General features: G+C 50.2%; 20 protein-coding genes and 1 pseudogene. 19 read left to right on the plus strand and 2 right to left on the minus strand.

Annotated features, from left to right (window positions below; translation table 11 throughout):
- Positions 1-86 precede the first annotated feature (86 nt).
- On the plus strand, positions 87-851 hold the full coding sequence (locus EGV91_RS03045; RefSeq protein WP_135500702.1) for a tRNA threonylcarbamoyladenosine dehydratase: 765 nt from the start codon (positions 87-89) through the stop codon (positions 849-851).
- Positions 852-1,049: 198 nt separating this feature from the next.
- On the opposite strand, the gene EGV91_RS03050 is transcribed toward EGV91_RS03045, so the two are convergent.
- Entirely contained in the window at positions 1,050-2,333 is a 1,284-nt protein-coding gene (locus EGV91_RS03050) for a replication-associated recombination protein A (protein WP_135500703.1), read from the minus strand.
- Positions 2,334-2,469: 136 nt separating this feature from the next.
- Between EGV91_RS03050 and cymR the strand changes: the two genes are divergently transcribed.
- From cymR to mtnN, 15 genes and pseudogenes are all read left to right on the plus strand, one after another.
- Positions 2,470-2,886, plus strand: a complete 417-nt coding sequence (cymR, locus tag EGV91_RS03055; RefSeq protein WP_135500704.1) for a cysteine metabolism transcriptional regulator CymR — start codon at positions 2,470-2,472, stop codon at positions 2,884-2,886.
- 14 nt (positions 2,887-2,900) lie between these two features.
- Positions 2,901-4,034: a cysteine desulfurase family protein gene (locus EGV91_RS03060; protein ID WP_135500705.1), complete on the plus strand. Its 1,134-nt coding sequence runs from the start codon at positions 2,901-2,903 to the stop codon at positions 4,032-4,034.
- 14 nt (positions 4,035-4,048) lie between these two features.
- Positions 4,049-5,167 (plus strand): tRNA 2-thiouridine(34) synthase MnmA, encoded by a 1,119-nt coding sequence (gene mnmA, locus EGV91_RS03065; RefSeq protein WP_175580260.1) that lies wholly within the window; start codon positions 4,049-4,051, stop codon positions 5,165-5,167.
- Entirely contained in the window at positions 5,167-5,841 is a 675-nt protein-coding gene (locus EGV91_RS03070; RefSeq protein ID WP_135500707.1) for a tetratricopeptide repeat protein, read from the plus strand. The genes mnmA and EGV91_RS03070 overlap by 1 nt, the downstream gene beginning before the upstream one ends.
- Positions 5,842-5,884: 43 nt before the next feature.
- Positions 5,885-8,341, plus strand: a complete 2,457-nt coding sequence (recD2, locus tag EGV91_RS03075) for an SF1B family DNA helicase RecD2 (RefSeq protein WP_135500708.1) — start codon at positions 5,885-5,887, stop codon at positions 8,339-8,341.
- A 486-nt stretch (positions 8,342-8,827) separates the two neighbouring features.
- Positions 8,828-11,452, plus strand: a complete 2,625-nt coding sequence (alaS, locus tag EGV91_RS03080) for an alanine--tRNA ligase (RefSeq protein ID WP_135500709.1) — start codon at positions 8,828-8,830, stop codon at positions 11,450-11,452.
- A gap of 88 nt (positions 11,453-11,540) precedes the next feature.
- A complete protein-coding gene (locus EGV91_RS03085) occupies positions 11,541-11,813 on the plus strand; it encodes an IreB family regulatory phosphoprotein (RefSeq protein WP_135500710.1) in 273 nt (90 codons plus the stop codon).
- Positions 11,810-12,229: pseudogene (gene ruvX, locus EGV91_RS03090) on the plus strand (Holliday junction resolvase RuvX). Before EGV91_RS03085 ends, ruvX begins: the two are co-directional and overlap by 4 nt.
- Before the next feature lie 10 nt (positions 12,230-12,239).
- Positions 12,240-12,548: a DUF1292 domain-containing protein gene (locus tag EGV91_RS03095; protein ID WP_135500711.1), complete on the plus strand. Its 309-nt coding sequence runs from the start codon at positions 12,240-12,242 to the stop codon at positions 12,546-12,548.
- 99 nt (positions 12,549-12,647) lie between these two features.
- Positions 12,648-13,772, plus strand: a complete 1,125-nt coding sequence (gene mltG / locus EGV91_RS03100) for an endolytic transglycosylase MltG (protein WP_135500712.1) — start codon at positions 12,648-12,650, stop codon at positions 13,770-13,772.
- 99 nt (positions 13,773-13,871) lie between these two features.
- Positions 13,872-14,483: an O-methyltransferase gene (locus EGV91_RS03105; RefSeq protein ID WP_135500713.1), complete on the plus strand. Its 612-nt coding sequence runs from the start codon at positions 13,872-13,874 to the stop codon at positions 14,481-14,483.
- Between the two features lie 29 nt (positions 14,484-14,512).
- Positions 14,513-15,136 (plus strand): uridine kinase, encoded by a 624-nt coding sequence (gene udk, locus EGV91_RS03110; RefSeq protein WP_135500714.1) that lies wholly within the window; start codon positions 14,513-14,515, stop codon positions 15,134-15,136.
- A 79-nt stretch (positions 15,137-15,215) separates the two neighbouring features.
- The gene (greA, locus tag EGV91_RS03115) at positions 15,216-15,692 is read left to right on the plus strand and encodes a transcription elongation factor GreA (RefSeq protein WP_135500715.1); all 477 of its coding nucleotides are present in this window, start codon (positions 15,216-15,218) and stop codon (positions 15,690-15,692) included.
- A gap of 136 nt (positions 15,693-15,828) precedes the next feature.
- Positions 15,829-16,548 (plus strand): YrrS family protein, encoded by a 720-nt coding sequence (locus tag EGV91_RS03120; protein ID WP_135500716.1) that lies wholly within the window; start codon positions 15,829-15,831, stop codon positions 16,546-16,548.
- A gap of 68 nt (positions 16,549-16,616) precedes the next feature.
- Positions 16,617-17,318, plus strand: a complete 702-nt coding sequence (gene mtnN / locus EGV91_RS03125) for a 5'-methylthioadenosine/S-adenosylhomocysteine nucleosidase (RefSeq protein ID WP_135500717.1) — start codon at positions 16,617-16,619, stop codon at positions 17,316-17,318.
- 43 nt (positions 17,319-17,361) lie between these two features.
- Here the strand turns inward: mtnN and pssA are convergent, their stop codons facing one another.
- Entirely contained in the window at positions 17,362-17,901 is a 540-nt protein-coding gene (pssA, locus tag EGV91_RS03130) for a CDP-diacylglycerol--serine O-phosphatidyltransferase (protein ID WP_135500718.1), read from the minus strand.
- A 93-nt stretch (positions 17,902-17,994) separates the two neighbouring features.
- Here pssA and EGV91_RS03135 point away from each other — a divergent pair, with 93 nt between their 5' ends.
- From EGV91_RS03135 to yqeH, 3 genes are read left to right on the plus strand one after another with little or no spacing between them, the layout of a single operon-like run.
- The gene (locus EGV91_RS03135; RefSeq protein WP_135500719.1) at positions 17,995-18,768 is read left to right on the plus strand and encodes a phosphatidylserine decarboxylase; all 774 of its coding nucleotides are present in this window, start codon (positions 17,995-17,997) and stop codon (positions 18,766-18,768) included.
- A gap of 36 nt (positions 18,769-18,804) precedes the next feature.
- Positions 18,805-19,329, plus strand: a complete 525-nt coding sequence (locus tag EGV91_RS03140; protein WP_277751533.1) for a YqeG family HAD IIIA-type phosphatase — start codon at positions 18,805-18,807, stop codon at positions 19,327-19,329.
- Entirely contained in the window at positions 19,326-20,429 is a 1,104-nt protein-coding gene (gene yqeH / locus EGV91_RS03145; protein ID WP_135500721.1) for a ribosome biogenesis GTPase YqeH, read from the plus strand. The genes EGV91_RS03140 and yqeH overlap by 4 nt, the downstream gene beginning before the upstream one ends.
- Position 20,430: the final 1 nt, after the last annotated feature.

Raw genomic sequence — 20,430 nt, forward strand, 5'->3', positions numbered from 1 at the left:
GGCAATTTGTCGGGGGGTTTTTATTTGTGTATAATCCCTAGTAGGTTAATCTACTTTAAGAATTCAATTTGAAGGGCAGGCAAATCATGTTACATCAATTTTCCAGAAACGAATTAGCAGTAGGCAAAGAAGGCATGGAGCTATTGAAAAATTCCACCGTCGCAATTCTTGGCGTCGGGGGCGTGGGTTCATTTGCAGCAGAGGCTTGTGCACGCAGCGGCGTCGGCCGGATCATCCTCGTCGATAAAGACAACGTCGACATCACGAACATCAACCGCCAATTGGTCGCGAATCTGTCGACGGTCGGCCAGTCGAAAGCGGGCGTCATGCAAAAGCGCATCGCCGACATCAATACGGAATGCGAAGTTATTTCACTGCATATGTTTTATACAGAAGAAACATTCGAGGAGTTTTTCAGCTACCAGCCGGATTACGTCATCGATGCATCCGATACAATGATTTACAAAGTCCATTTGATCCAGGAATGCGTCAAGCGCGGCATCCGCATCATTTCGAGCATGGGTGCGGCTAATAAAACCGACCCGACGCGCTTCCGCATCGCGGACATCTCGAAGACACATACCGATCCGTTGGCGAAAATCATCCGCAAGAAATTGCGCGCATCGGGCATCCACAAAGGTGTACCGGTCGTCTTTTCGGACGAAAGCCCGATCATCGTCCGCGAAGACATTGTTGAAACAGTCGGCAAGCCAGACGCGGAAATCCGTAAAGCCCAGATGCCGCCAAGTTCAAACGCCTTCACGCCTTCAGCGGTCGGCTTGATCTGCGCGAGCTGGGTCGTCAACGACATCACCAAATCGATTCCGATCAACCGCGTACGCAATAATTAATAGGGAAGCCGGCTCGTACGATGAGCCGGCTTTTCTGTGGAGAAATTGGTGAACGCGCGTAAATTTTTCTGAGCGCTCGTAAATTCTGCTGAACGCACGTAAAAATTTCTGAGCGCGCATAAATTTCCCTGAACACGTATAAACCCGCAAATTGCCAAAACAAAAGCCATTCCCGCGTGCGGAAATGGCTTGACCCCTCTATTTTTTGCGGAATGACTTCAATTTATCGTAGATTCCGGCGAATTTCTTCTCGGAACCGGCGATGATCGGCTTGTAGAACTCCGCTTTTTTAACTTCTTTCGGCAAGTAATCCTGGTCGACCCAGCCGCCGAAGGTGCCGAGCGGCGTTTCATGCGGATACTTATAGCCGCCGTGGCCGAGTTCGGCGCTGCCGGCGTAATGCGTGTCGCGCAGGTGCATCGGGATGTCGCCGACTTCGCCTTTATTGATCGACGCGATGGCGGCATCGATTGCTTTGTAGGCGGAATTCGATTTCTCGGACAAGCACATTTCAGCCACGGCTTGAGCGAGCGGGATGCGGGCTTCCGGCAAGCCGAGGCGGTCGGCAGCCTGGCACGCAGCGAGGACGTGCGCGCCGACTTCCGGACTCGCGAGGCCGATGTCTTCATAGGCCATGACGAGCAAGCGGCGGGTGACCGCGGTCAAGTCGCCGTTTTCCAGCAGGTGCGCCAAATAATACATCGCAGCGTTGATATCGCTGCCGCGCACGGATTTCTGCAGCGCGGACAATAAATTAAAGTAATGCGAACCTTTTTTATCGCCGAAGACGCCGACGCGTTTGATCATTTGTTCCACCATCTGGTCTTCGACAATAAATTTGCCGTCGCGTTCATCGGAGGCGACGACAATCGATTCGAGCATCGTCAGCGCTTTTCGTGCGTCGCCGTTCGTGCCGTCAGCGATGCGGTTAACTTGCGCCTCGGAAATTTCGATTTCGGAATTGCCAAGGCCGCGCTTCGGCTCGGTTAACGCCGAGTTCAGCAGCTGGACGATGTCATCGTGGGTCAGCCGCTTGAGCTGCTTGATTTCGCCGCAGCGGGAGCGGATCGCCGGATTGACGTCGTGGAACGGGTTTTCCGTCGTCGCGCCGATCAATACGATGGCGCCGCTTTCGACATGCGGCAGCAGCGCATCCTGCTGGAGTTTATTGAAGCGATGGATTTCGTCCAAAAACAGCAGCACTTTGCCGGTGATGCGCGCTTCAGCGACGACTTCCTCGACATCTTTTTTGCCGGAAGTCGTTGCGTTCAACGCGATGAACGGCAGCTTCGACGTGCCGGCGATAGCGTGGGCGATCGACGTCTTGCCGATTCCCGGTTCGCCGTATAGGAGCATTGATGGCACGTGGCCATTGTGGATCATTTTATATAAAGCCGTATGCTTTCCGATGACGTCTTTCTGGCCGATGACTTCGTCAATCGTGCGCGGACGCATGCGGAACGCCAATGGTTCATTTTGCAAAAGTAAAACCCCTTCCGTCCAATCGTTCGCTTTTCAGTATATCGCGGAGCGAAATAAATGTCATTGCAAGTCCATTGCGCAGAGATATGCTATACTTTTAGGAAGAATAATTGGAAACTGACTTCGAGGTGTAACGATGAGAATATCGACAAAAGGCCGCTATGGCTTGACTATTATGATCGCATTGGGAAAAAATTATGGCGAAGGGCCGATGCCGCTGCGGAAAATCGCGGCGGATTATGATTTGTCCGAAGCTTATTTGGAGCAGCTGGTAGGCCCGCTCCGCAATTCTGGGCTTGTAAAAAGCGTCCGGGGCGCTTACGGCGGCTATATGCTGACGCGCAGCCCGAAAGACATTTCAGCGGGGGACGTCATCCGCGTACTCGAAGGGCCGATCCAGCCCGTCGAAGGCATTGAAGATGAAGACCAGCCGCAGCGCGAATTGTGGGTGCGCATCCGCGACGCCGTGAAAAACGTCCTGGATACGACATCGATCGACGATTTGGCGAACCAGCAAGAAACCGACAACGACAATTATATGTTCTATATATAAGGAGTTAATCAATCATGAATCGAATTTATTTAGACCATGCGGCCACTTCTCCGATGCATCCGGAAGTGGCTGAAACATTTTCACAGGCACTCAGCACCGTCTACGGCAATCCTTCGAGCATGCACGGCACAGGGCGCATCGCGCGCAAAGCGCTGGATGACGCACGCCGTGTTTTCGCACGCAGCATCCATGCAAACGATCCGGAAATCATTTTCACGAGCGGCGGAACGGAAGCTGATAATTTGGCGATCTTCGGCACTGCTGCGAAAAAACCGGGCGGCCATATCATCACATCGGCCATCGAACATCACGCCGTACTGCACGCTTGCGAGAAACTCGAGCGCGACGGCTATAGCGTGACGTATTTGCCGGTTGATGAAAACGGCCTAGTGCGAGCAGAAGACGTGAAAAATGCGCTGCACAGCGATACAATTCTAGTGACCATCATGCTCGGCAACAATGAAGTCGGCACGGTCCAGCCGATTGAAGAAATCGGCGAGCTGCTGCAAGGCACGAGTGTGGTGTTCCATACGGATGCTGTCCAGGCTTACGGCGTCTTGCCGATTGATGTGGAGAAACTCCACGTCGACTTTTTATCGGTATCGGCGCATAAACTGAACGGCCCGAAAGGCATCGGCTTCTTGTACCAGCGCAAAGGCGTCGCTTTGTCTCCGCTCTTTTACGGCGGCGAACAGGAACGCAAGCGCCGCGCGGGAACCGAAAACGTTCCGGCGATCACCGCGTTCGCAAAAGCGGTGGAAATCGCGCTAGCCACGATGGATGATAAAACCGCGCTTTATTTGGCGTTTAAAGAGGCATTTAAAAACGTCTTAACAGAACAAGGCATAGCATTCAAAGAAAACGGCGTCAACTCTCTGCCGCATATCCTGAACCTCAGTATTCCAGGAGTCGATATCGAATCGTTCCTGGTCAATCTCGACATCGCCGGCATTTCGGCATCGAGCGGTTCAGCGTGCACAGCGGGTTCGATGGATCCGTCCCATGTCCTGGTCGCGATGTACGGCGGCGAGGCGGACGAGCTCCGCAATTCCATCCGCTTCAGCTTCGGGCTGGGCTTGGACGTCGAACAAGTGCAGGAAGCTGCACTAAAAACAGCACAAATCTGCAAGCGTTTAGCGCTTAAATGAAAAGGTGAGATATTATGACTACAAAAGCACCACAAGATACACGCGTTGTCGTCGGCATGTCCGGAGGGGTAGACTCTTCGGTTGCCGCTTATTTATTGAAAGAACAGGGCTATGACGTCATCGGCATCTTCATGAAGAACTGGGACGATACCGATGAAAACGGCGTCTGCACCGCGACGGAAGATTACGAAGACGTTATCCGCGTCTGCAACCAGATCGGCATTCCGTATTACGCCGTCAATTTCGAAAAGCAGTATTGGGACAAAGTGTTCACGTACTTTTTGGAAGAATACAAAGCAGGGCGCACGCCGAACCCGGACGTCATGTGCAATAAAGAAATTAAATTCAAGGCGTTTTTGGAGCATGCATTGAGCCTCGGCGCTGATTATTTGGCGACCGGCCATTACGCACAAGTGGAGCACGCAGAAAATGGCGAAACGAAAATGCTGCGCGGCCAGGACAATAATAAAGACCAAACTTATTTCCTCAACCAGCTGAACCAGGAGCAATTGTCGAAAGTCATGTTCCCAATCGGCCATATGGAGAAAAAGAAAGTGCGTGAAATCGCGCTTGAAGCGGGACTTGCAACGGCAACGAAAAAAGATTCGACCGGCATCTGCTTTATCGGCGAACGCAATTTCAAGGAATTCCTCGGCCAATACCTGCCGGCTCAGCCCGGTGATATGGTGACGATGGACGGCAAGAAAATGGGCTCGCACGACGGCTTGATGTATTACACGATCGGGCAGCGCCAAGGCCTTGGCATCGGCGGAGCGGGCGATCCGTGGTTCGTCATCGGCAAAGACCTTGAGAAAAATGTCTTGTTCGTCGGACAGAACATCCACCACGAAGCGTTATTCTCTGACAGCTTGAGTGCAGTGAACTTAAGTTTCACATCGGATACTGCACCGGAAGGCACGTTCACGTGCACAGCGAAATTCCGTTACCGCCAAGCCGATGTAGGCGTTACCGTTGAAATGAAAGACGGCGAAGCGCTTGTGACATTCGACGAGCCGGTACGGGCAATCACGCCTGGACAAGCAGTCGTTTTCTATGACGGCGACGAATGCCTAGGCGGCGGAACGATTGACCGCGTGTTCAAAAACGGCGCACGATTGGAGTATGTAGGCTAATGGGCGAAACTGCGAAGAATTACAATGAAATCGGCATCCAGGCGCTGCAAGAAGGCGATACGGAAGCCGCAATCCAAGCATTTACGCAAGCGATTGAAGAACAGCCGGACAACCCGCTCGGCTATATCAATTTCGGCCATGTGCTGACATCAATGGATGATATCGAGCGAGCCGAACGCTTTTTCCAAAAAGCGTTGACGCTTGATGAAACCTCGGCAACGGCTTATTACGGCCTTGCGAATTTGTATTTCAACTCAGAGCGTTTTGACGAAGCGTTGAAACTTTATGAAAAAGCGCTGCATTACGGGCTGGAAGGCTCGGATGCGCATTTCATGATGGGCAAATGCTTCGAAAAGATGGATCAGCCGAAATTGGCGCTGCCTTATCTTCAACGGGCAGTCGAACTGGATCCCGCCGATGTGCAAGCGCGCCTCAGCTACGGCATCGCGCTGGCATCAATGGAATTATTCACATTGGCCGAACCGCAATTTTTGGAAGTGCTCGCGCTCGACGCCAACCACGCCGATGCGCATTACAATTTAGGTGTGCTGTACGCCGTGTCGACAGACCGCGTCGAGGACGCCATGCATCATTTGAAGCAGGCATATACGCTTGACGATCGCAACGAAATGGCACGTTATGCGTATGATATGATTGCTTCACAGCGGCAATAAAACATAAAGACATAATCAACCATTGTGAAAGGAGACGTCGACGATGACTGGACAAATTGATTTATTCCAAGAAGAAACGCATTTTGTACTGGGCAGGCCAGTCGTCTCGATTTTTCACAATCCCCAAAATTTATTCTCCATCGCGAAAGTGAAAATCCAGGAAACCAATACCTCGTACCAGGAAAAAGAGATCATCGTCTCGGGCTATTTTCCGAAATTGTCGCTTGAAGAATCCTACCGCTTTACGGGTGCGGTGAAAAACCATCCGCGCTACGGCGTCCAGTTCCAGGTGGAAACATTCACGAAAGAAGTGCCGGAAACAGAGCAGGGGATTGTGCATTATTTATCGAGCGATATGTTCAATGGCATCGGCCGCAAGACGGCGGAGACGATCGTCAAGAAACTAGGCAAAGACGCCATCAAGAAAATTCTGGAGGACCCGGAAGCGCTCGATGCGGTGCCGCGTCTTTCCGATGAAAAAAAAGACACGATCCGTTCGACGCTGCAGCTGAATCTGGGCTTGGAGCGCGTGATGATCCAGCTCAACGACTGGGGCTTCGGCCCGCAGATCGGCATGCGCGTCTACCAGACCTACCGCGAAGACACGATCGACATCCTGACGAAAAATCCATTCATTTTGATTGAGGAAATCGAAGGGATCGGTTTTCACCGCGCGGATGAACTCGGCGCGAAGCTCGGCATCACCGGCAGCCATCCGGACCGCATCAAGGCGTCGATTCTGCACCTGCTGAACCAGGCGTCGCTGTCGGAAGGCCATGTCTATGTCGATGCGAAAACGCTCATTCCGCAAGTCAAAGAAATGCTGGAAGCGAGCCAGCGTGAAGACATTCCGATCGAAGCCATTTCCAAAGCGATGATCGAGATGAATGAAGAAGGCAAAGTGTCGGGGGAAGAAACCCGGCTTTATTTGCCGTCGCTGTATTACTCGGAAGTCGGCATTGCGACAAAGCTTGAAACGATGCTGGCATCGCAGGCGAACCGCGACCGTTTCCCGGCGTCGGAAGTCCGGAAAGCGCTCGGCGAAGCGGAAGAGCGGCTTGGCGTCAATTACGCAGAAACCCAAGTGGAAGCGATTGACGCGAGCATTAATTCCTCTGTCATGATTTTGACCGGCGGACCCGGCACCGGCAAGACGACCGTTGTTCGCGGGCTTGTCGAAGTGTATGCAGAGCTTCACGGCTTGTCGCTCGACCCGAAAGAATACACAAAGAAAAAAGAGCCGTTCCCGATCATCCTTGCAGCACCGACGGGACGCGCTGCGAAGCGCCTGAGCGAGTCGACCGGGCTGCCAGCGATGACGATCCATCGCTTACTCGGCTTTAACGGGCAGGAAAAAGACGAAGAAACCGAAAAAGAGATTGAAGGCCGCCTGATCATCATTGACGAAATGTCGATGGTCGATACGTGGCTCGCACATCAATTGCTGAAGGCTGTGCCGGAAGATGCCCAGCTCATTTTCGTCGGCGACCAGGATCAGCTGCCGCCCGTTGGGCCCGGCCAAGTGCTGCGGGATTTATTGGAATCGAAGCGCATACCGACGGTCGAGCTGACCGATATTTACCGCCAGTCTTCCGGTTCGTCGATCATCGAACTCGCGCACCAAATGAAAAACGGGCAGCTGCCAGCTGACATTACCGCGAAAACGTCGGACCGCTCGTTCATCAAAGCGGGCCCGGACCAGATCGCATCGGTTGTTGAGAAAGTCGTCAAAAGCGCATTGGCGAAAGGGCATTCGATCAAAGATGTCCAAGTGCTCGCCCCGATGTACAAAGGGCCAGCCGGCATCGATGCGCTGAATCGCATGATCCAGGAGATGGTCAACCCGAATGCCGATGGCAAACGCAAAGAGCTGGTATTCGGCGACATCACGTACCGCATCGGCGACAAGATCCTGCAGCTCGTCAACCAGCCGGAAAGCAATGTCTTCAACGGCGATATGGGCGAAGTCGTCGCCATCATGAAAGCGAAAGAGACGGTCGAGAAACAGGACATGCTCGTCGCGTCATTCGATGGCATTGAAGTAGAGTACCAGCGCAGTGATTTGAATCAGCTGACGCTTGCGTATTGCGTCTCGATCCATAAATCGCAGGGCTCGGAGTTTCCGACGGTCATCATGCCGATCGTCCGCGGCTATATGAAAATGCTGCGCCGGAATTTATTGTATACGGGCATCACCCGCAGCAAGGATTTCCTGATCTTGTGCGGCGATCCGCAAGTGTTCCGCTACGGCGTCGAGCGCACCGACGATACACAGCGCATGACGACGCTGAAAAGCCGTCTGCAGCTGTCCGAGGCACCACCTGCACCAGTGACGGTTGAAGGGGCGCCAGAAGAGGCTGCAGCGGAGAAATCGGCTGTACCAGCGAGTGAAACGCCAATTCAATCCGGCCCCGCGAGCTTGACGGCGGAAAACGCCCACGCCATCCATCCGCTCATCGGCATGGAAGGCATCAAGCCGGCAGATTTTATCGAAGCGTAAAAGCATCCCATTGCGGATGCTTTTTTTTCGGCTGGAAGCGTATTTATTCCATAACGGAGCGTATTTCGGTTCTTATAGAGCGTATTTCCACCGCAATGGGGCGTATTCGAGCCGCAACCGGGCGTATTGCAAAAATTGAAGGAATAAACGCACTTGCCGCACGCAAAAAAGCGCGGCTATTGACATAGCGGAATCTTTTTCTATATAATTCAGGATATAGATCCATACACCAACACCCAGATGGAGAAAGTACAAGATCGCGCGCGTTTAGAAAGAGGTTCCCCGGCTGAAAGGACCTTCGCTCCGCTGTTTTGGAAAGCTACTCCGGAGTGCAGCTAATCCCTGCCGTCACAGCCGCGTTAAGGCATAATGAGAGACACGGAGCAGTTTGTCCGTGTAATTAGGGTGGTACCGCGAACTAAAGCCTTCGTCCCTTGCGCCAGCGCAAGGGATGGGGGCTTTTTATTATGGCTAGGAGGAGAAAAGATGAAAAACATGAAAGCTGCAGACATCAGAAGATTGTATATTGAATTCTTTAAAGAAAAAGGCCACGACCAGGAGCCGAGCGCACCGCTTGTGCCGTTCGAAGATCCTTCATTGTTATGGATCAACAGCGGTGTAGCGACGCTGAAGAAATATTTTGACGGACGGGTGATCCCAACAAATCCGCGCATCGTCAACGCGCAGAAATCGATCCGCACGAACGATATCGAAAACGTCGGCAAAACAGCGCGCCACCATACGTTTTTCGAAATGCTCGGCAACTTCTCGATCGGCGAGTATTTCAAAACGGAAGCGATCCACTGGGCATGGGAATTCCTGACCGACCCGAAATGGATGGGCTTCGACCCGGAATTGCTGTCGGTGACGATCCATCCGGAAGACGAAGAAGCTTATGGCATTTGGCTCAATGAAGTCGGCGTGCCGGCTGAACGCATCATACGCCTTGAAGGCAATTTCTGGGACATCGGCGAAGGCCCGAGCGGTCCGAACTCGGAAATTTTTTATGACCGCGGCGAATCCTACGGCAATGATCCAAGCGATCCGGAAATGTTCCCAGGCGGCGAAAACGACCGCTATTTGGAAATCTGGAACTTGGTGTTCTCGCAGTTCAACCACAACCCGGACAATACGTACACGCCATTGCCGAAGCAGAACATCGATACAGGCATGGGCTTGGAGCGTATGGCTTCGGTCGTACAAAACGTGCCGACGAACTACGACACGGATCTGTTCGTGCCGATCATCGAGAAAACCGAAGAGATTTCCGGTGTGCGCTACGGCACAGACGTCGATACCGATATGGCGTTCAAAGTCATCGCTGACCATGTCCGCACAGTCGCGTTTGCAATCGGCGACGGAGCTTTGCCGTCGAATGAAGGCCGCGGATACGTTTTGCGCCGCCTATTGCGCCGTGCTGTCCGCTATGCGAAAAAGCTGGGCATCGAAAAACCGTTCATGTATGAATTGGTTCCTGTTGTCGGCGCAATCATGAAGGATTTTTATCCGGAAGTGAGCGACAAACAGGATTTCATTATCCGCGTGATGAAACTGGAAGAAGAACGTTTCCATGAGACATTGCACGACGGTTTGGCGATCTTATCGGAAGTGGCAGGCCGCCAAAAAGCTGCCGGCCGCAATGAAATCCCGGGTGAAGATGCGTTCCGTCTTTATGATACGTACGGCTTCCCGGTTGAATTGACCGAGGAATATGCGGAAGAAGAAGGCATGGTCATTGACCACGCTGGATTTGAAGCTGCAATGGGTGCTCAGCGCGACCGCGCACGGAAAGCCCGCCAAAATGTCAATTCAATGCAGACGCAATCGGAAGTTCTGGGCAACATCAAAGTTGACAGCGAGTTTATCGGCTACGACCGCACACTGGCACAAGCATCTGTCCTCGTCATCATCAAAGACGGCGACGTGGTTGAAAGCGCGCAAGAAGGCGACGAAGTGCAAGTCATTCTCGACAAGACGCCGTTCTACGCTGAAAGCGGCGGGCAGATTGCCGACCGCGGAACGCTCAGCAACGATTTGGTGCAGGCGACTGTGCTGGACGTTAAAAAAGCGCCGAACGGCCAGAATCTCCACTCTGTCCGGGTCGACTCAGGCGAACTGACAGCCGGTTCGGTTACAGCGGAAGTGGAATCTTCCCAACGCCGCGATACGGTGAAAAACCACACGGCGACGCATTTATTGCACCAAGCGCTGAAAGATGTACTGGGCACACACGTCAACCAGGCAGGATCCTACGTTGGGCCGGACCGCCTGCGTTTCGACTTCTCGCATTTCGGCGGCGTGACGAAAGAAGAAATTACGCAAATCGAGCAAATCGTCAACGAAAAAATCTGGAGCGGCATCGCAGTCGATACCGGCTTCCATGATTTGCAAGAAGCGAAAAAAATGGGCGCAATGGCTTTATTCGGCGAAAAATATGGCGATATCGTCCGTGTCGTGGAAATCGGCAATTTCTCGAAAGAGCTTTGCGGCGGCGTCCATGTTATGAATACAGCGGAAATCGGCTTGTTCAAAATCGTTTCGGAAAGCGGCATTGGTGCTGGCGTGCGCCGGATCGAAGCGGTTACCGGAAAAGGTGCTTACGAAAACTTGCGGGAAACGGAACAGATTTTGGAAGAAGCGGCTTCGCTATTAAAGTCTTCGCCGAAAGACATGGTCCAAAAAGTCCAGTCGTTCCAACAGGAAATGAAATCATTGCAGCGCGAAAACGAATCGCTGATGGCGAAAATTTCCAACGCACAGTCGTCAGAAATTTTATCTGCTGCACGCCAAATCAATGACATCACAGTGTTGTCAGCGAAGGTCGAAGCGAAAGACAATAACCAGCTGCGCCAGATGATGGACGATTTGAAACAGAAATTCGACAAAGCGGTCATCGTTTTAGGTGCTGCTGATGGTGATAAAGTCATGCTGATCGCAGGCGTTACAAAAGATTTGGCAGGCGGGAACTATCATGCCGGCCAAATCGTCAAACATGTAGCTGAGCAATGCGGAGGCAAAGGCGGTGGCCGCCCTGATATGGCAATGGCAGGCGCTAAAAATCCTGAAAAATTGGAAGCTGCCCTGGAATCTGTCTACGAACAGCTCAAATAGGTTTTATAAATGCCGGTTATCGTTTATACTATAAGTCAGGCAGCGAGAGTCAAATTCTCCTATCTAAATCCGAAACGAGGTGCTTGTCGTGAGTTCATTTGATCAAACAATGAAATTCAATCCGTCTGATGAGTCGATGGAGCAGGAAGTGAAGCAAGTGATGCTTCAAGTCCATACGGCACTTGAAGAAAAAGGCTATAACCCGATCAATCAGATTGTCGGATATTTACTGTCAGGTGATCCGGCTTATATTCCTCGCCATCAGGATGCACGCAATATGATTCGCAAACTTGAACGGGATGAAATTCTGGAAGAGCTTGTGAAATTCTATATTAAAAAGAATAACGGGGAACAAGAATGAGAATAATGGGACTGGATGTCGGTTCGAAAACGATCGGCGTCGCCATCAGTGATGCGCTGGGCTGAGACTGCCAAGGCATTGAGACCGTCAAGATTAATGAGGCGGCTGGGGAGTTCGGCATGGCGCGCCTGGGCGAATTGATCAAACAATTCGAAGTGACCCAAGTCGTCGTCGGATTTCCGAAAAACATGAACAATACGATCGGTCCGCGCGCGGAAGCATCGCAAAAATTTGCAGCTTTGCTCGAAGAAGTATATGCTATACCGGTGGTACTATGGGATGAGCGGCTCACGACAATGGCTGCAGAGAAGATGTTGATCTCTGCGGATGTCAGCCGCAAAAACCGCAAGAAAGTAATCGACAAGATGGCCGCAGTGATGATACTGCAAGGCTACCTTGACTTTAAAAAATTATGAGGTGACGTAAATGGAACACGGACAAGAGCACATTACAGTCGTTGATGAAAACGGCAACGAACAATTATTTGAGGTTTTATTCACATTTGAAAGTGAAGAATTCGGAAAATCATACGTATTGTATTTCCCGGTTGGCGCTGAGGAAGATGACGAAGGCGAAATTGAAATCCAAGCATCTTCTTTCACAGAAAACGCTGATGTAGACGGCAAAATCGCAGGCGGAGAACTTCGCCCGGTTGAGACGGATGAAGAATGGGATATGATCGAAGAAATGCTTAACGCGTTCCTTGACGACGAAGAAGAGAACGAAGAACAGTAATCTCAAAAGGAGAGGGACGGAATTGCTTGTTGATTCCGTCTTTTTCTTTTGTCAGGAATTAGGTATACTGATAAAGGAAAAAGCTAAGGGGGGGAACCCGTGGACAAGCAATCAAAAAAAGAGATTATGTTTGAACGGATGAAAGAAAAAAAGAAAGAAGGAAAAACCGTGAGGCGCATCGTAGCAATCATCGCGCTTGTTGTGTTATTGATCGTCGGCATCGCCGGCTTCCAGGTATACAATTTCGTGAGCGGAGCATTAAAGCCGGTTGATCCGGATTCTGAAAAAGTGGTGGAAGTAGAAGTGCCGATCGGTTCGAACCTCGACAGCATCGCGGAACTTCTTGAGAAAAACGGCATCGTGAAAGATGCACGCGTCTATAAATATTACGTCAAATTCAATAACGAATCGGAATTCCAGGCAGGCACTTACGGCTTGCTGCCGTCGATGACGCTCGATGAAATCACGCAAAGCTTGAAGACCGGGAAAGTCTACCGCGAGCCGCTATTTACGATTACGGTTCCAGAAGGGCTGACGCTTGAGCAGATTGCCGAGAATGTCATCGCCAAGAAAACCGATTTCACGGCGGAGCAATTCATGGAGAAGGTCAACGACGAAGCTTACATCGATGAGCTGATGGTGAAATACCCGACTTTGTTGACAGACGAGATCAAAAATGAAAATGTCCGCTACGCGCTGGAAGGCTATCTGTATCCGGCAACCTACCCATTCTATGAAGAAGACCCGTCGCTGACGCTCATCATCGAACAAATGCTAAACGCGACACAGTCAAACGTTGTGCAATACGAAGCGGTGCTGCAGGAGATGGAGAAGACGCCGCATTGGCTCTTGACTTTCGCTTCGCTGCTTGAAGAAGAGGCGACAAGCTTGAGCGACCGCCAAACGATTGCCAGCGTCTTCTACAACCGCATCAATGATGACATGCCGTTGCAGACCGATCCGACGGTCATTTACGCCAAGGACGAAGAGACAGACCGCCTTTTCAATAAAGACTACGAATTCGAGCACCCGTACAGCACTTACACCAATAAAGGGCTGCCGCCGGGGCCAATCGCTTCAGCGGGGATCGAATCGATCCAAGCCGTACTGGATCCAGCAGATACGAAGTATTTCTATTTCCTGGCGGATTCGACAGGCAAAAACCATTTTGCGGAGACCTATGACCAACATTTGGCAAACCGCGATAAATTCATCGGCCAATAAAACACAATAACCCGACAAGAAGGAAGCGACCTCGCATTCCTTCTTGTTTTATGTTAGTATAAGTAGTAATTTTTGCTAGCGCGAGAAGGGGCTTGAATAATGGGACAACAACAATTGGCGGAGACGCTGGAGTCGATTAAAAGCTACGCTGTTCAGCATCATGTGCCGATCATGGAAGAGCAAGGCATTGATGAACTGACCCAGCTGCTGGACCAGCAGAAGCCGGCCTCCATTTTGGAAATCGGTGCGGCCATCGGCTTTTCAGCGATAAAAATGGCGCAGGCTTTGCCGGTTTGCAAAATCGACACAATTGAGCGGGATGACAGCAGATTCGGGCAGGCTGAGAAGTTCATCTTGGAATCGGGCTATGGAGAACGCATCCGTATTTTCCATGCCGATGCACTCGAAATGGATTTTTCCGTATTGCAGCCTTCTTATGACGCCATCTTCATTGATGCTGCCAAAGGGCAATACGAGCGCTTTTTCGAGAAATACGAAACGCTGCTGCCGGAAGGCGGAATCATTTATTGCGATAATATGCTGATGCACGGGATGGCTGACCAGCCGCTCGCCGATATACCGCGAAGAAAGCGGACGATGATCCGCAACATCAAGAAATTCAGGGAACAAATGATGGCCAATCCGCTGTACGACGTGCAATTGCTGCCAGTAGGCGACGGCATCATGGTCTGTAAAAAGAAAAGCCAATAAAAAAGTCGATTTGCAAGGAGCTTGGAATAATGTCGAAAAACCGTCCGGTGGTAATCGGGATAGCAGGAGGTTCGGGCTCGGGTAAAACCAGCGTCACGAATTCCATTTATGAAGTGTTTAAAGAACATTCGGTCGTTGTGATCGAACAAGATTATTATTATAAAGACCAAAGCCATTTGGCTTTTGAAGAGCGTCTCGAAACGAATTATGACCATCCATTGGCGTTCGATACGGATTTGCTTATCGGCCATGTCAATAAGCTATTAGGCCGTGAAGCGATCGAAAAGCCGATTTACAACTACGCAATCCATACACGCGCTGATGAAACGGTACATATTGAGCCGAAAGACGTCATCATCCTGGAAGGCATTTTGGTCCTCGAAGACCAGCGTCTGCGGGAATTGATGGACATTAAATTATTCGTTGATACCGATGCGGATCTGCGTATCATCCGCCGTCTGCTGCGGGACATCAACGAACGGGGACGGACAATCGATTCAGTGATTGAACAATACCTGACTGTCGTGCGGCCGATGCACAATCAATTTATCGAACCAACCAAGCGCTACGCGGACGTTATCATCCCTGAAGGCGGGCAGAATGAAGTAGCAATCGACTTGATGGTTACAAAAATTAAAACAATTCTTGAATAGATTGCCAGATTATAATATGATGATACGAGACTGACGGATGCACCGCATCTAGGGTCAGCAGTTGAAGGAGTGGGGAAAAATGGCTACCGAAAAACAATTTCCGATGACAGCTGCAGGAAAGCAGAAGTTGGAGGATGAACTAGACTTTCTGAAAACGATCAAACGCAAAGAAGTGGTTGAACGGATTAAAATCGCCCGTGATTTTGGTGATTTATCTGAGAACGCAGAGTACGACTCCGCAAAAGAAGATCAGGCATTCGTCGAAGGACGCATTTCGACATTGGAATCGATGATCCGCAACGCAGTAATCATAAATGAAAACGAATCGAATAAAGATATGGTCCGCTTGGGCACAACGGTGACTTTCGTCGAAGTTCCGGACGGCGACGAAGAGTCTTACACAATTGTTGGATCGGCAGAAGCGGATCCGCTTGAAGGCCGTATTTCCAATGATTCGCCAATCGCGAAAAGCATGATCGGCCGCACTGTCGGCGAGATCGTCAAAGTGTTGACGCCAGGCGGCGAAATGGAAATCAAAATCGTATCGATCACTTGATTTAGAAAAACGGCCATTCCAACAAAGAATGGCCGTTTTTGGTAAAAATCGCTCTCCCTTGGAACATTACGTGCGTCTAGACGTTCTATTCGTTATGTGGCAGCACGCAAAAAACATTTGAAGAGGAGGCATTTAAATGGCCAATGAAGAAAAACGATATCCTTCTCGCTTGAATAAGAAGAATCGGTCCAACCCTGTCATGGATAAAAACCGGTCGAACTCGGTCTTGAACATGATGATCGGGCTGGTCTTCACTTTGATCCTCATTACAGGAGCATTTATCTTTCTTGATAAGGAAGAAGGAAGCATTGAGCAACCTGAATCCGTAAAAATCGCTTCTGAAGCGGAGCTGGAAGAAGGCAGCACAGCAAATGAACCGGAAGGCGAACCTGCTGGCAGCGGCACTGAAGCTGACTCAGAAGAAGAAGTTGAAAAAGAAACCGAAGAAACTCCTGCTGATAAGGAAGCGGAGCCTGAAGAAACAAAAGAAGGCAAAGTAACTGGCGGGACCATCACGAAGGAAGATTCAAACGATCCGGTCGTTGAAGAAACAATCATCAACACAAGCTGGGAGCCTGTCGGCACAAAGCAAAAAGGCGAGCACGTTTCTGTTTATGAAAAAGGCTCAGCAGACTGGAATGAAAAAATCAAAGCGATTTCTTACGCCACGGGATTGGCGGCGGACGATATGTACATCATGATGATTAAAAACGGCGGAGGCCCGCAGAAATCAATCGGAGTGGTGCAGTCCAAAGACCAATCGAAGAAATACCGCGTCCATATGGAATGGGTTGACGGCAAAGGCTGGAGCCCAGTAAAATTGGATGTCCTAAAAACACTGAAGGGCGCCTATTAAAAAGGCGTCTTTTTTTATGGCAAGTTTTTGAAAAGAATTTATAGAATCATAGAAGGGATGTAGAATAGATGAAAATCGGAGTAATCGGTGCAATGGAAGAAGAGGTTCATTTGCTGCGTGCAAGCCTCGACAATGTGAAGACGGAGGAAATCGCGAATTGCGAATTCACTTCAGGTACGTATAAAGGGCAAGAAGTTGTCTTATTGAAAAGCGGCATCGGCAAAGTGAATGCAGCGATGTCCACAACGCTGCTGCTTCAGCAATTCAAACCGGATGTTGTCATCAATACCGGTTCTGCAGGAGGATTTGATGCGGATCTTGAAGTTGGAGCCATCGTCATTTCCGACGAAGTCCGCCATCACGATGTTGACGTCACTGCTTTCGGCTATGAAATGGGCCAAGTGCCGCAATTGCCGGCAGCATTCCTGTCGAGCGCGGATTTGATGGATCACGCGATTGCCGCGGTTGAAGAGCTCGGGGAGCACGCTTATGCAGTGGGCCTTATCGCTACCGGCGATTCGTTCATGGACGACGCAGAGCGCGTCGAAAAAGTGCGCGGACATTTCCCGTCGATGAAAGCGGCTGAAATGGAAGCTGCGGCAGTCGCCCAGGTGTGCCACCAATTCGATAAGCCGTTTGTCGTCATCCGTGCATTGTCGGATATCGCGGGCAAACAATCCAATATTTCGTTTGAAGAATTTCTGCCAGTGGCGGCGAAACATTCTACCCAGATCGTCTTGAACGTTGTAGACCGCTTAGCGGCGCAATAAAAACAAAAAAAGCTGGAAGCGGCAAAGGAGCCGCTTCCAGCTTTTATACTTTTCTAAGGGTGAATGTGCTGACCATCAACAACGAGCACAGCAAGAACAAGAACATATAAGCGACAGGCGGAATGACCGCTAAGCCGAAATAGGATAATGTGACAACGGTGCCTGCAGCTGTAATCGGCAAGCCGGTGAAATAGCCGGTAGACTCTGAAATGTTGAAGCGTGCCAAGCGGAACGCGCCGCTTGCGATATAAATGACTGTGAATGCCATGCCCGCAATGCCGAAATCTGCAAGCACAAGCTCGTACATCAAGATTGCCGGGGCTACTCCGAACGAGATGATGTCGCTCATGGAATCCAACTGTTTTCCGAGTTCGGACTCCTGATTGAACTTCCGGGCGACCATGCCGTCGAAACGATCTAAAAATGCGGCTATGAAAATAAATAAAACACTAAAGCTATAATAGCCGTTAAGCGCTGCCATTAAAGACGCGCCGCCAAAAGCCATATTGCCAATCGTGATCATGTTTGCGGCTTGGGATCTCAATTTTTTAATTGTGTGATCCATCCGTTCTATGAGTAGCAATGGAAAACACTCCTTTGTCATAAACTTCTTTAGTTCATTATACTGCCTAAGGCCAAAAAATGGTAGACTATTTTAAGCAACGGAGGTGTCTGTGTGAAGAAGAAGCTTTACCAGCGTTCAATTGAATTGACAAATGGGCCGGTAACTTCCGGCCTGATTAAACATTTCGCCCAGTCGCGGCTGAGCCGCAAGGCGATTCCAGGGTATATTAAGACCTATAAAATAGATATGGCGGATGTTGACGGAAATGTGAATTCGTTTCCGACATTGCACGACTTTTTTATTCGCCAGCTGAAAAAAGACCGGCGTCCGATGTCAGAGCAAGCCGTGGTGTCGCCTGTCGATGCAAAAGTGGAAATTGCCGGCGATCTCGATGACAACATCCATTTCTTAGTGAAAGGCCAGCAATATTCGTTGGAAGATCTGCTGGGCAGCGCGGAACTGGCTGATTTCTACCGCGGCGGAAAATACATTGTGCTGTACTTGTCGCCAGCCGATTACCACCGCATCCATAGCCCAGTCGATGGAACTGTGCTCAAGCAATATGTTTTGGGGAAAAAATCGTATCCGGTGAACCAGGCGGGGCTGCAATACGGCAAGGCCCCGATCAGCGGCAATTACCGGATGATCACCGAACTCGACAGCGAATGCGGTCGGCTCCTGATGGTGAAAGTGGGCGCCATGTTCGTTAACTCGATTGAGCTGACGAACTTCGGCACGAGCTGGAAAAAGGGTGAAGAAGCCGCTTATTTCAGTTTCGGTTCAACCGTCGTGCTGTTTTTTGAACGCGGAAAAGTCGAGTTCAGCAGCAATGTGCAGAATGGAAATTCGGTCAGGGTGGGAGAAGCCCTCGCGCATATGTTATAATCAGTTGAATTAAGTCGCTAGAAACAGGAGTTGTCAATTATGTACCATAAATTCGTACCAAGCCAATATGTAAAAAAAGTGTTTGATATCACACCGCAAATGCTATTGGACAAAGGGATCCGCGGAATCATCACCGACCTCGATAACACGCTGGTGGAATGGGACCGCCCGGAAGCTACACCGATGCTGATCGATTGGCTGCGCTCGATGAAAGAGGCAGGGATCCAAGTGGTCATCGTTTCGAACAACAACGAGCTGCGCGTGAAATCCTTTGCTGATCCGCTCGGCATCCCGTTCATCTACCAGGCTCGCAAGCCGATGGGCCGGGCATTCAGAAAAGCGCTCAAGCTGATGAATGTCAGCCGTGAACACGTTGTGGTCATCGGAGACCAGATGCTGACCGATATTTTCGGCGGCAACCTCAACAAGCTCCATACGATTCTTGTGTTGCCAGTGGCCCAGTCCGATGGCTTTTTTACCCGTTTCAACCGATTGGTAGAACGCAGAATCATGAAGAAACTGAAAGATAAAGGCCAGATCATGTGGGAGGAAGAAAATTGAACGAAATGCCAAATTGCATCGGATGCGGTGCATTAATCCAGACAGAACGCCCGGGAGAATTGGGCTACGCACCGCCATCTTCCTTAGATAAAGAAGAAATCATCTGCCAGCGCTGCTTCAGATTGAAAAATTACAACGAACTTCAGCCTGTCTCGTTGACGGATGATGATTTCTTGAAAATTTTAAACGGCCTTGGCGAAAAAAAAGGCCTGATCGTTAAAATCGTCGACATTTTCGACTTTAACGGCAGCTGGCTCCCAGGGCTCCATCGATTTGTCGGCAGCAATGACATTTTGCTGATTGCCAATAAATCGGATTTATTGCCAAAATCGGTCAAGCAGCATAAATTGATCAATTGGATGAAACAGGAAGCAAAAAAACTTGGCTTGAAACCGATTGATGTGCTGACAGTCAGCGCCCATAAAGGCACTGGCATCGTTGAAGCGATGGAAGCGATCGAACATTACCGAAAAGGCAAAGACGTCTATGTTGTCGGCAGCACGAATGTCGGGAAATCGACATTCATCAACCGCATCATCAAACAGTCGACTGGGCATTCCGATATCATTACGACTTCCCATTTTCCGGGAACAACGCTTGATATGATTGAAATCCCGTTGGATGACGAAAACTCGCTTTTCGACACGCCAGGAATCATCAACCATCATCAATTGGCACATTTTCTGCATACAGAAGATTTGAAAATGATCATGCCGAAAAAAGAAATCAAACCGCGCGTTTTCCAGCTTAATCCGGAACAAACGCTTTATATCGGCGGCTTGGCCCGTTTTGATTTCATCCAAGGCGACCGTTCTTCCTTCACGGTCCATGTTGCCAACGATTTGACCATACACCGCACGAAATTGGAAAATGCAGATGCATTGTATGAACAGCATCTAGGCGGAATGCTGGCGCCGCCATCCGCGGAATTCAAAGATGATTTCCCGGAATTGGTGCGCCATGAATTCCGCGTAAAAGACAGCAAGACCGACATTGTATTTTCAGGGCTTGGCTGGATTACGGTCCAGCATCCAAATGTAGTCATTGCCGCATACGCACCGAAAGGCGTGGAAGTTATTTTGCGGCCATCCTTAATATAGG

The organism is Planococcus koreensis, assembly GCF_004761975.1.
In the GTDB taxonomy this organism is placed as follows: Bacteria; Bacillota; Bacilli; order Bacillales_A; family Planococcaceae; genus Planococcus; species Planococcus koreensis.

Coding starts and splice junctions, on each gene's coding strand:
- cymR (WP_135500704.1), top strand. CDS start 2,470: ATGAGAATATCGACAAAAGGCCGCTATGGCTTGACTATTATGATCGCA.
- greA (WP_135500715.1), top strand. CDS start 15,216: ATGGCTACCGAAAAACAATTTCCGATGACAGCTGCAGGAAAGCAGAAG.
- EGV91_RS03070 (WP_135500707.1), top strand. CDS start 5,167: ATGGGCGAAACTGCGAAGAATTACAATGAAATCGGCATCCAGGCGCTG.
- EGV91_RS03060 (WP_135500705.1), top strand. CDS start 2,901: ATGAATCGAATTTATTTAGACCATGCGGCCACTTCTCCGATGCATCCG.
- mnmA (WP_175580260.1), top strand. CDS start 4,049: ATGACTACAAAAGCACCACAAGATACACGCGTTGTCGTCGGCATGTCC.
- udk (WP_135500714.1), top strand. CDS start 14,513: ATGTCGAAAAACCGTCCGGTGGTAATCGGGATAGCAGGAGGTTCGGGC.
- EGV91_RS03105 (WP_135500713.1), top strand. CDS start 13,872: ATGGGACAACAACAATTGGCGGAGACGCTGGAGTCGATTAAAAGCTAC.
- alaS (WP_135500709.1), top strand. CDS start 8,828: ATGAAAAACATGAAAGCTGCAGACATCAGAAGATTGTATATTGAATTC.
- EGV91_RS03045 (WP_135500702.1), top strand. CDS start 87: ATGTTACATCAATTTTCCAGAAACGAATTAGCAGTAGGCAAAGAAGGC.
- recD2 (WP_135500708.1), top strand. CDS start 5,885: ATGACTGGACAAATTGATTTATTCCAAGAAGAAACGCATTTTGTACTG.
- mtnN (WP_135500717.1), top strand. CDS start 16,617: ATGAAAATCGGAGTAATCGGTGCAATGGAAGAAGAGGTTCATTTGCTG.
- EGV91_RS03095 (WP_135500711.1), top strand. CDS start 12,240: ATGGAACACGGACAAGAGCACATTACAGTCGTTGATGAAAACGGCAAC.
- EGV91_RS03120 (WP_135500716.1), top strand. CDS start 15,829: ATGGCCAATGAAGAAAAACGATATCCTTCTCGCTTGAATAAGAAGAAT.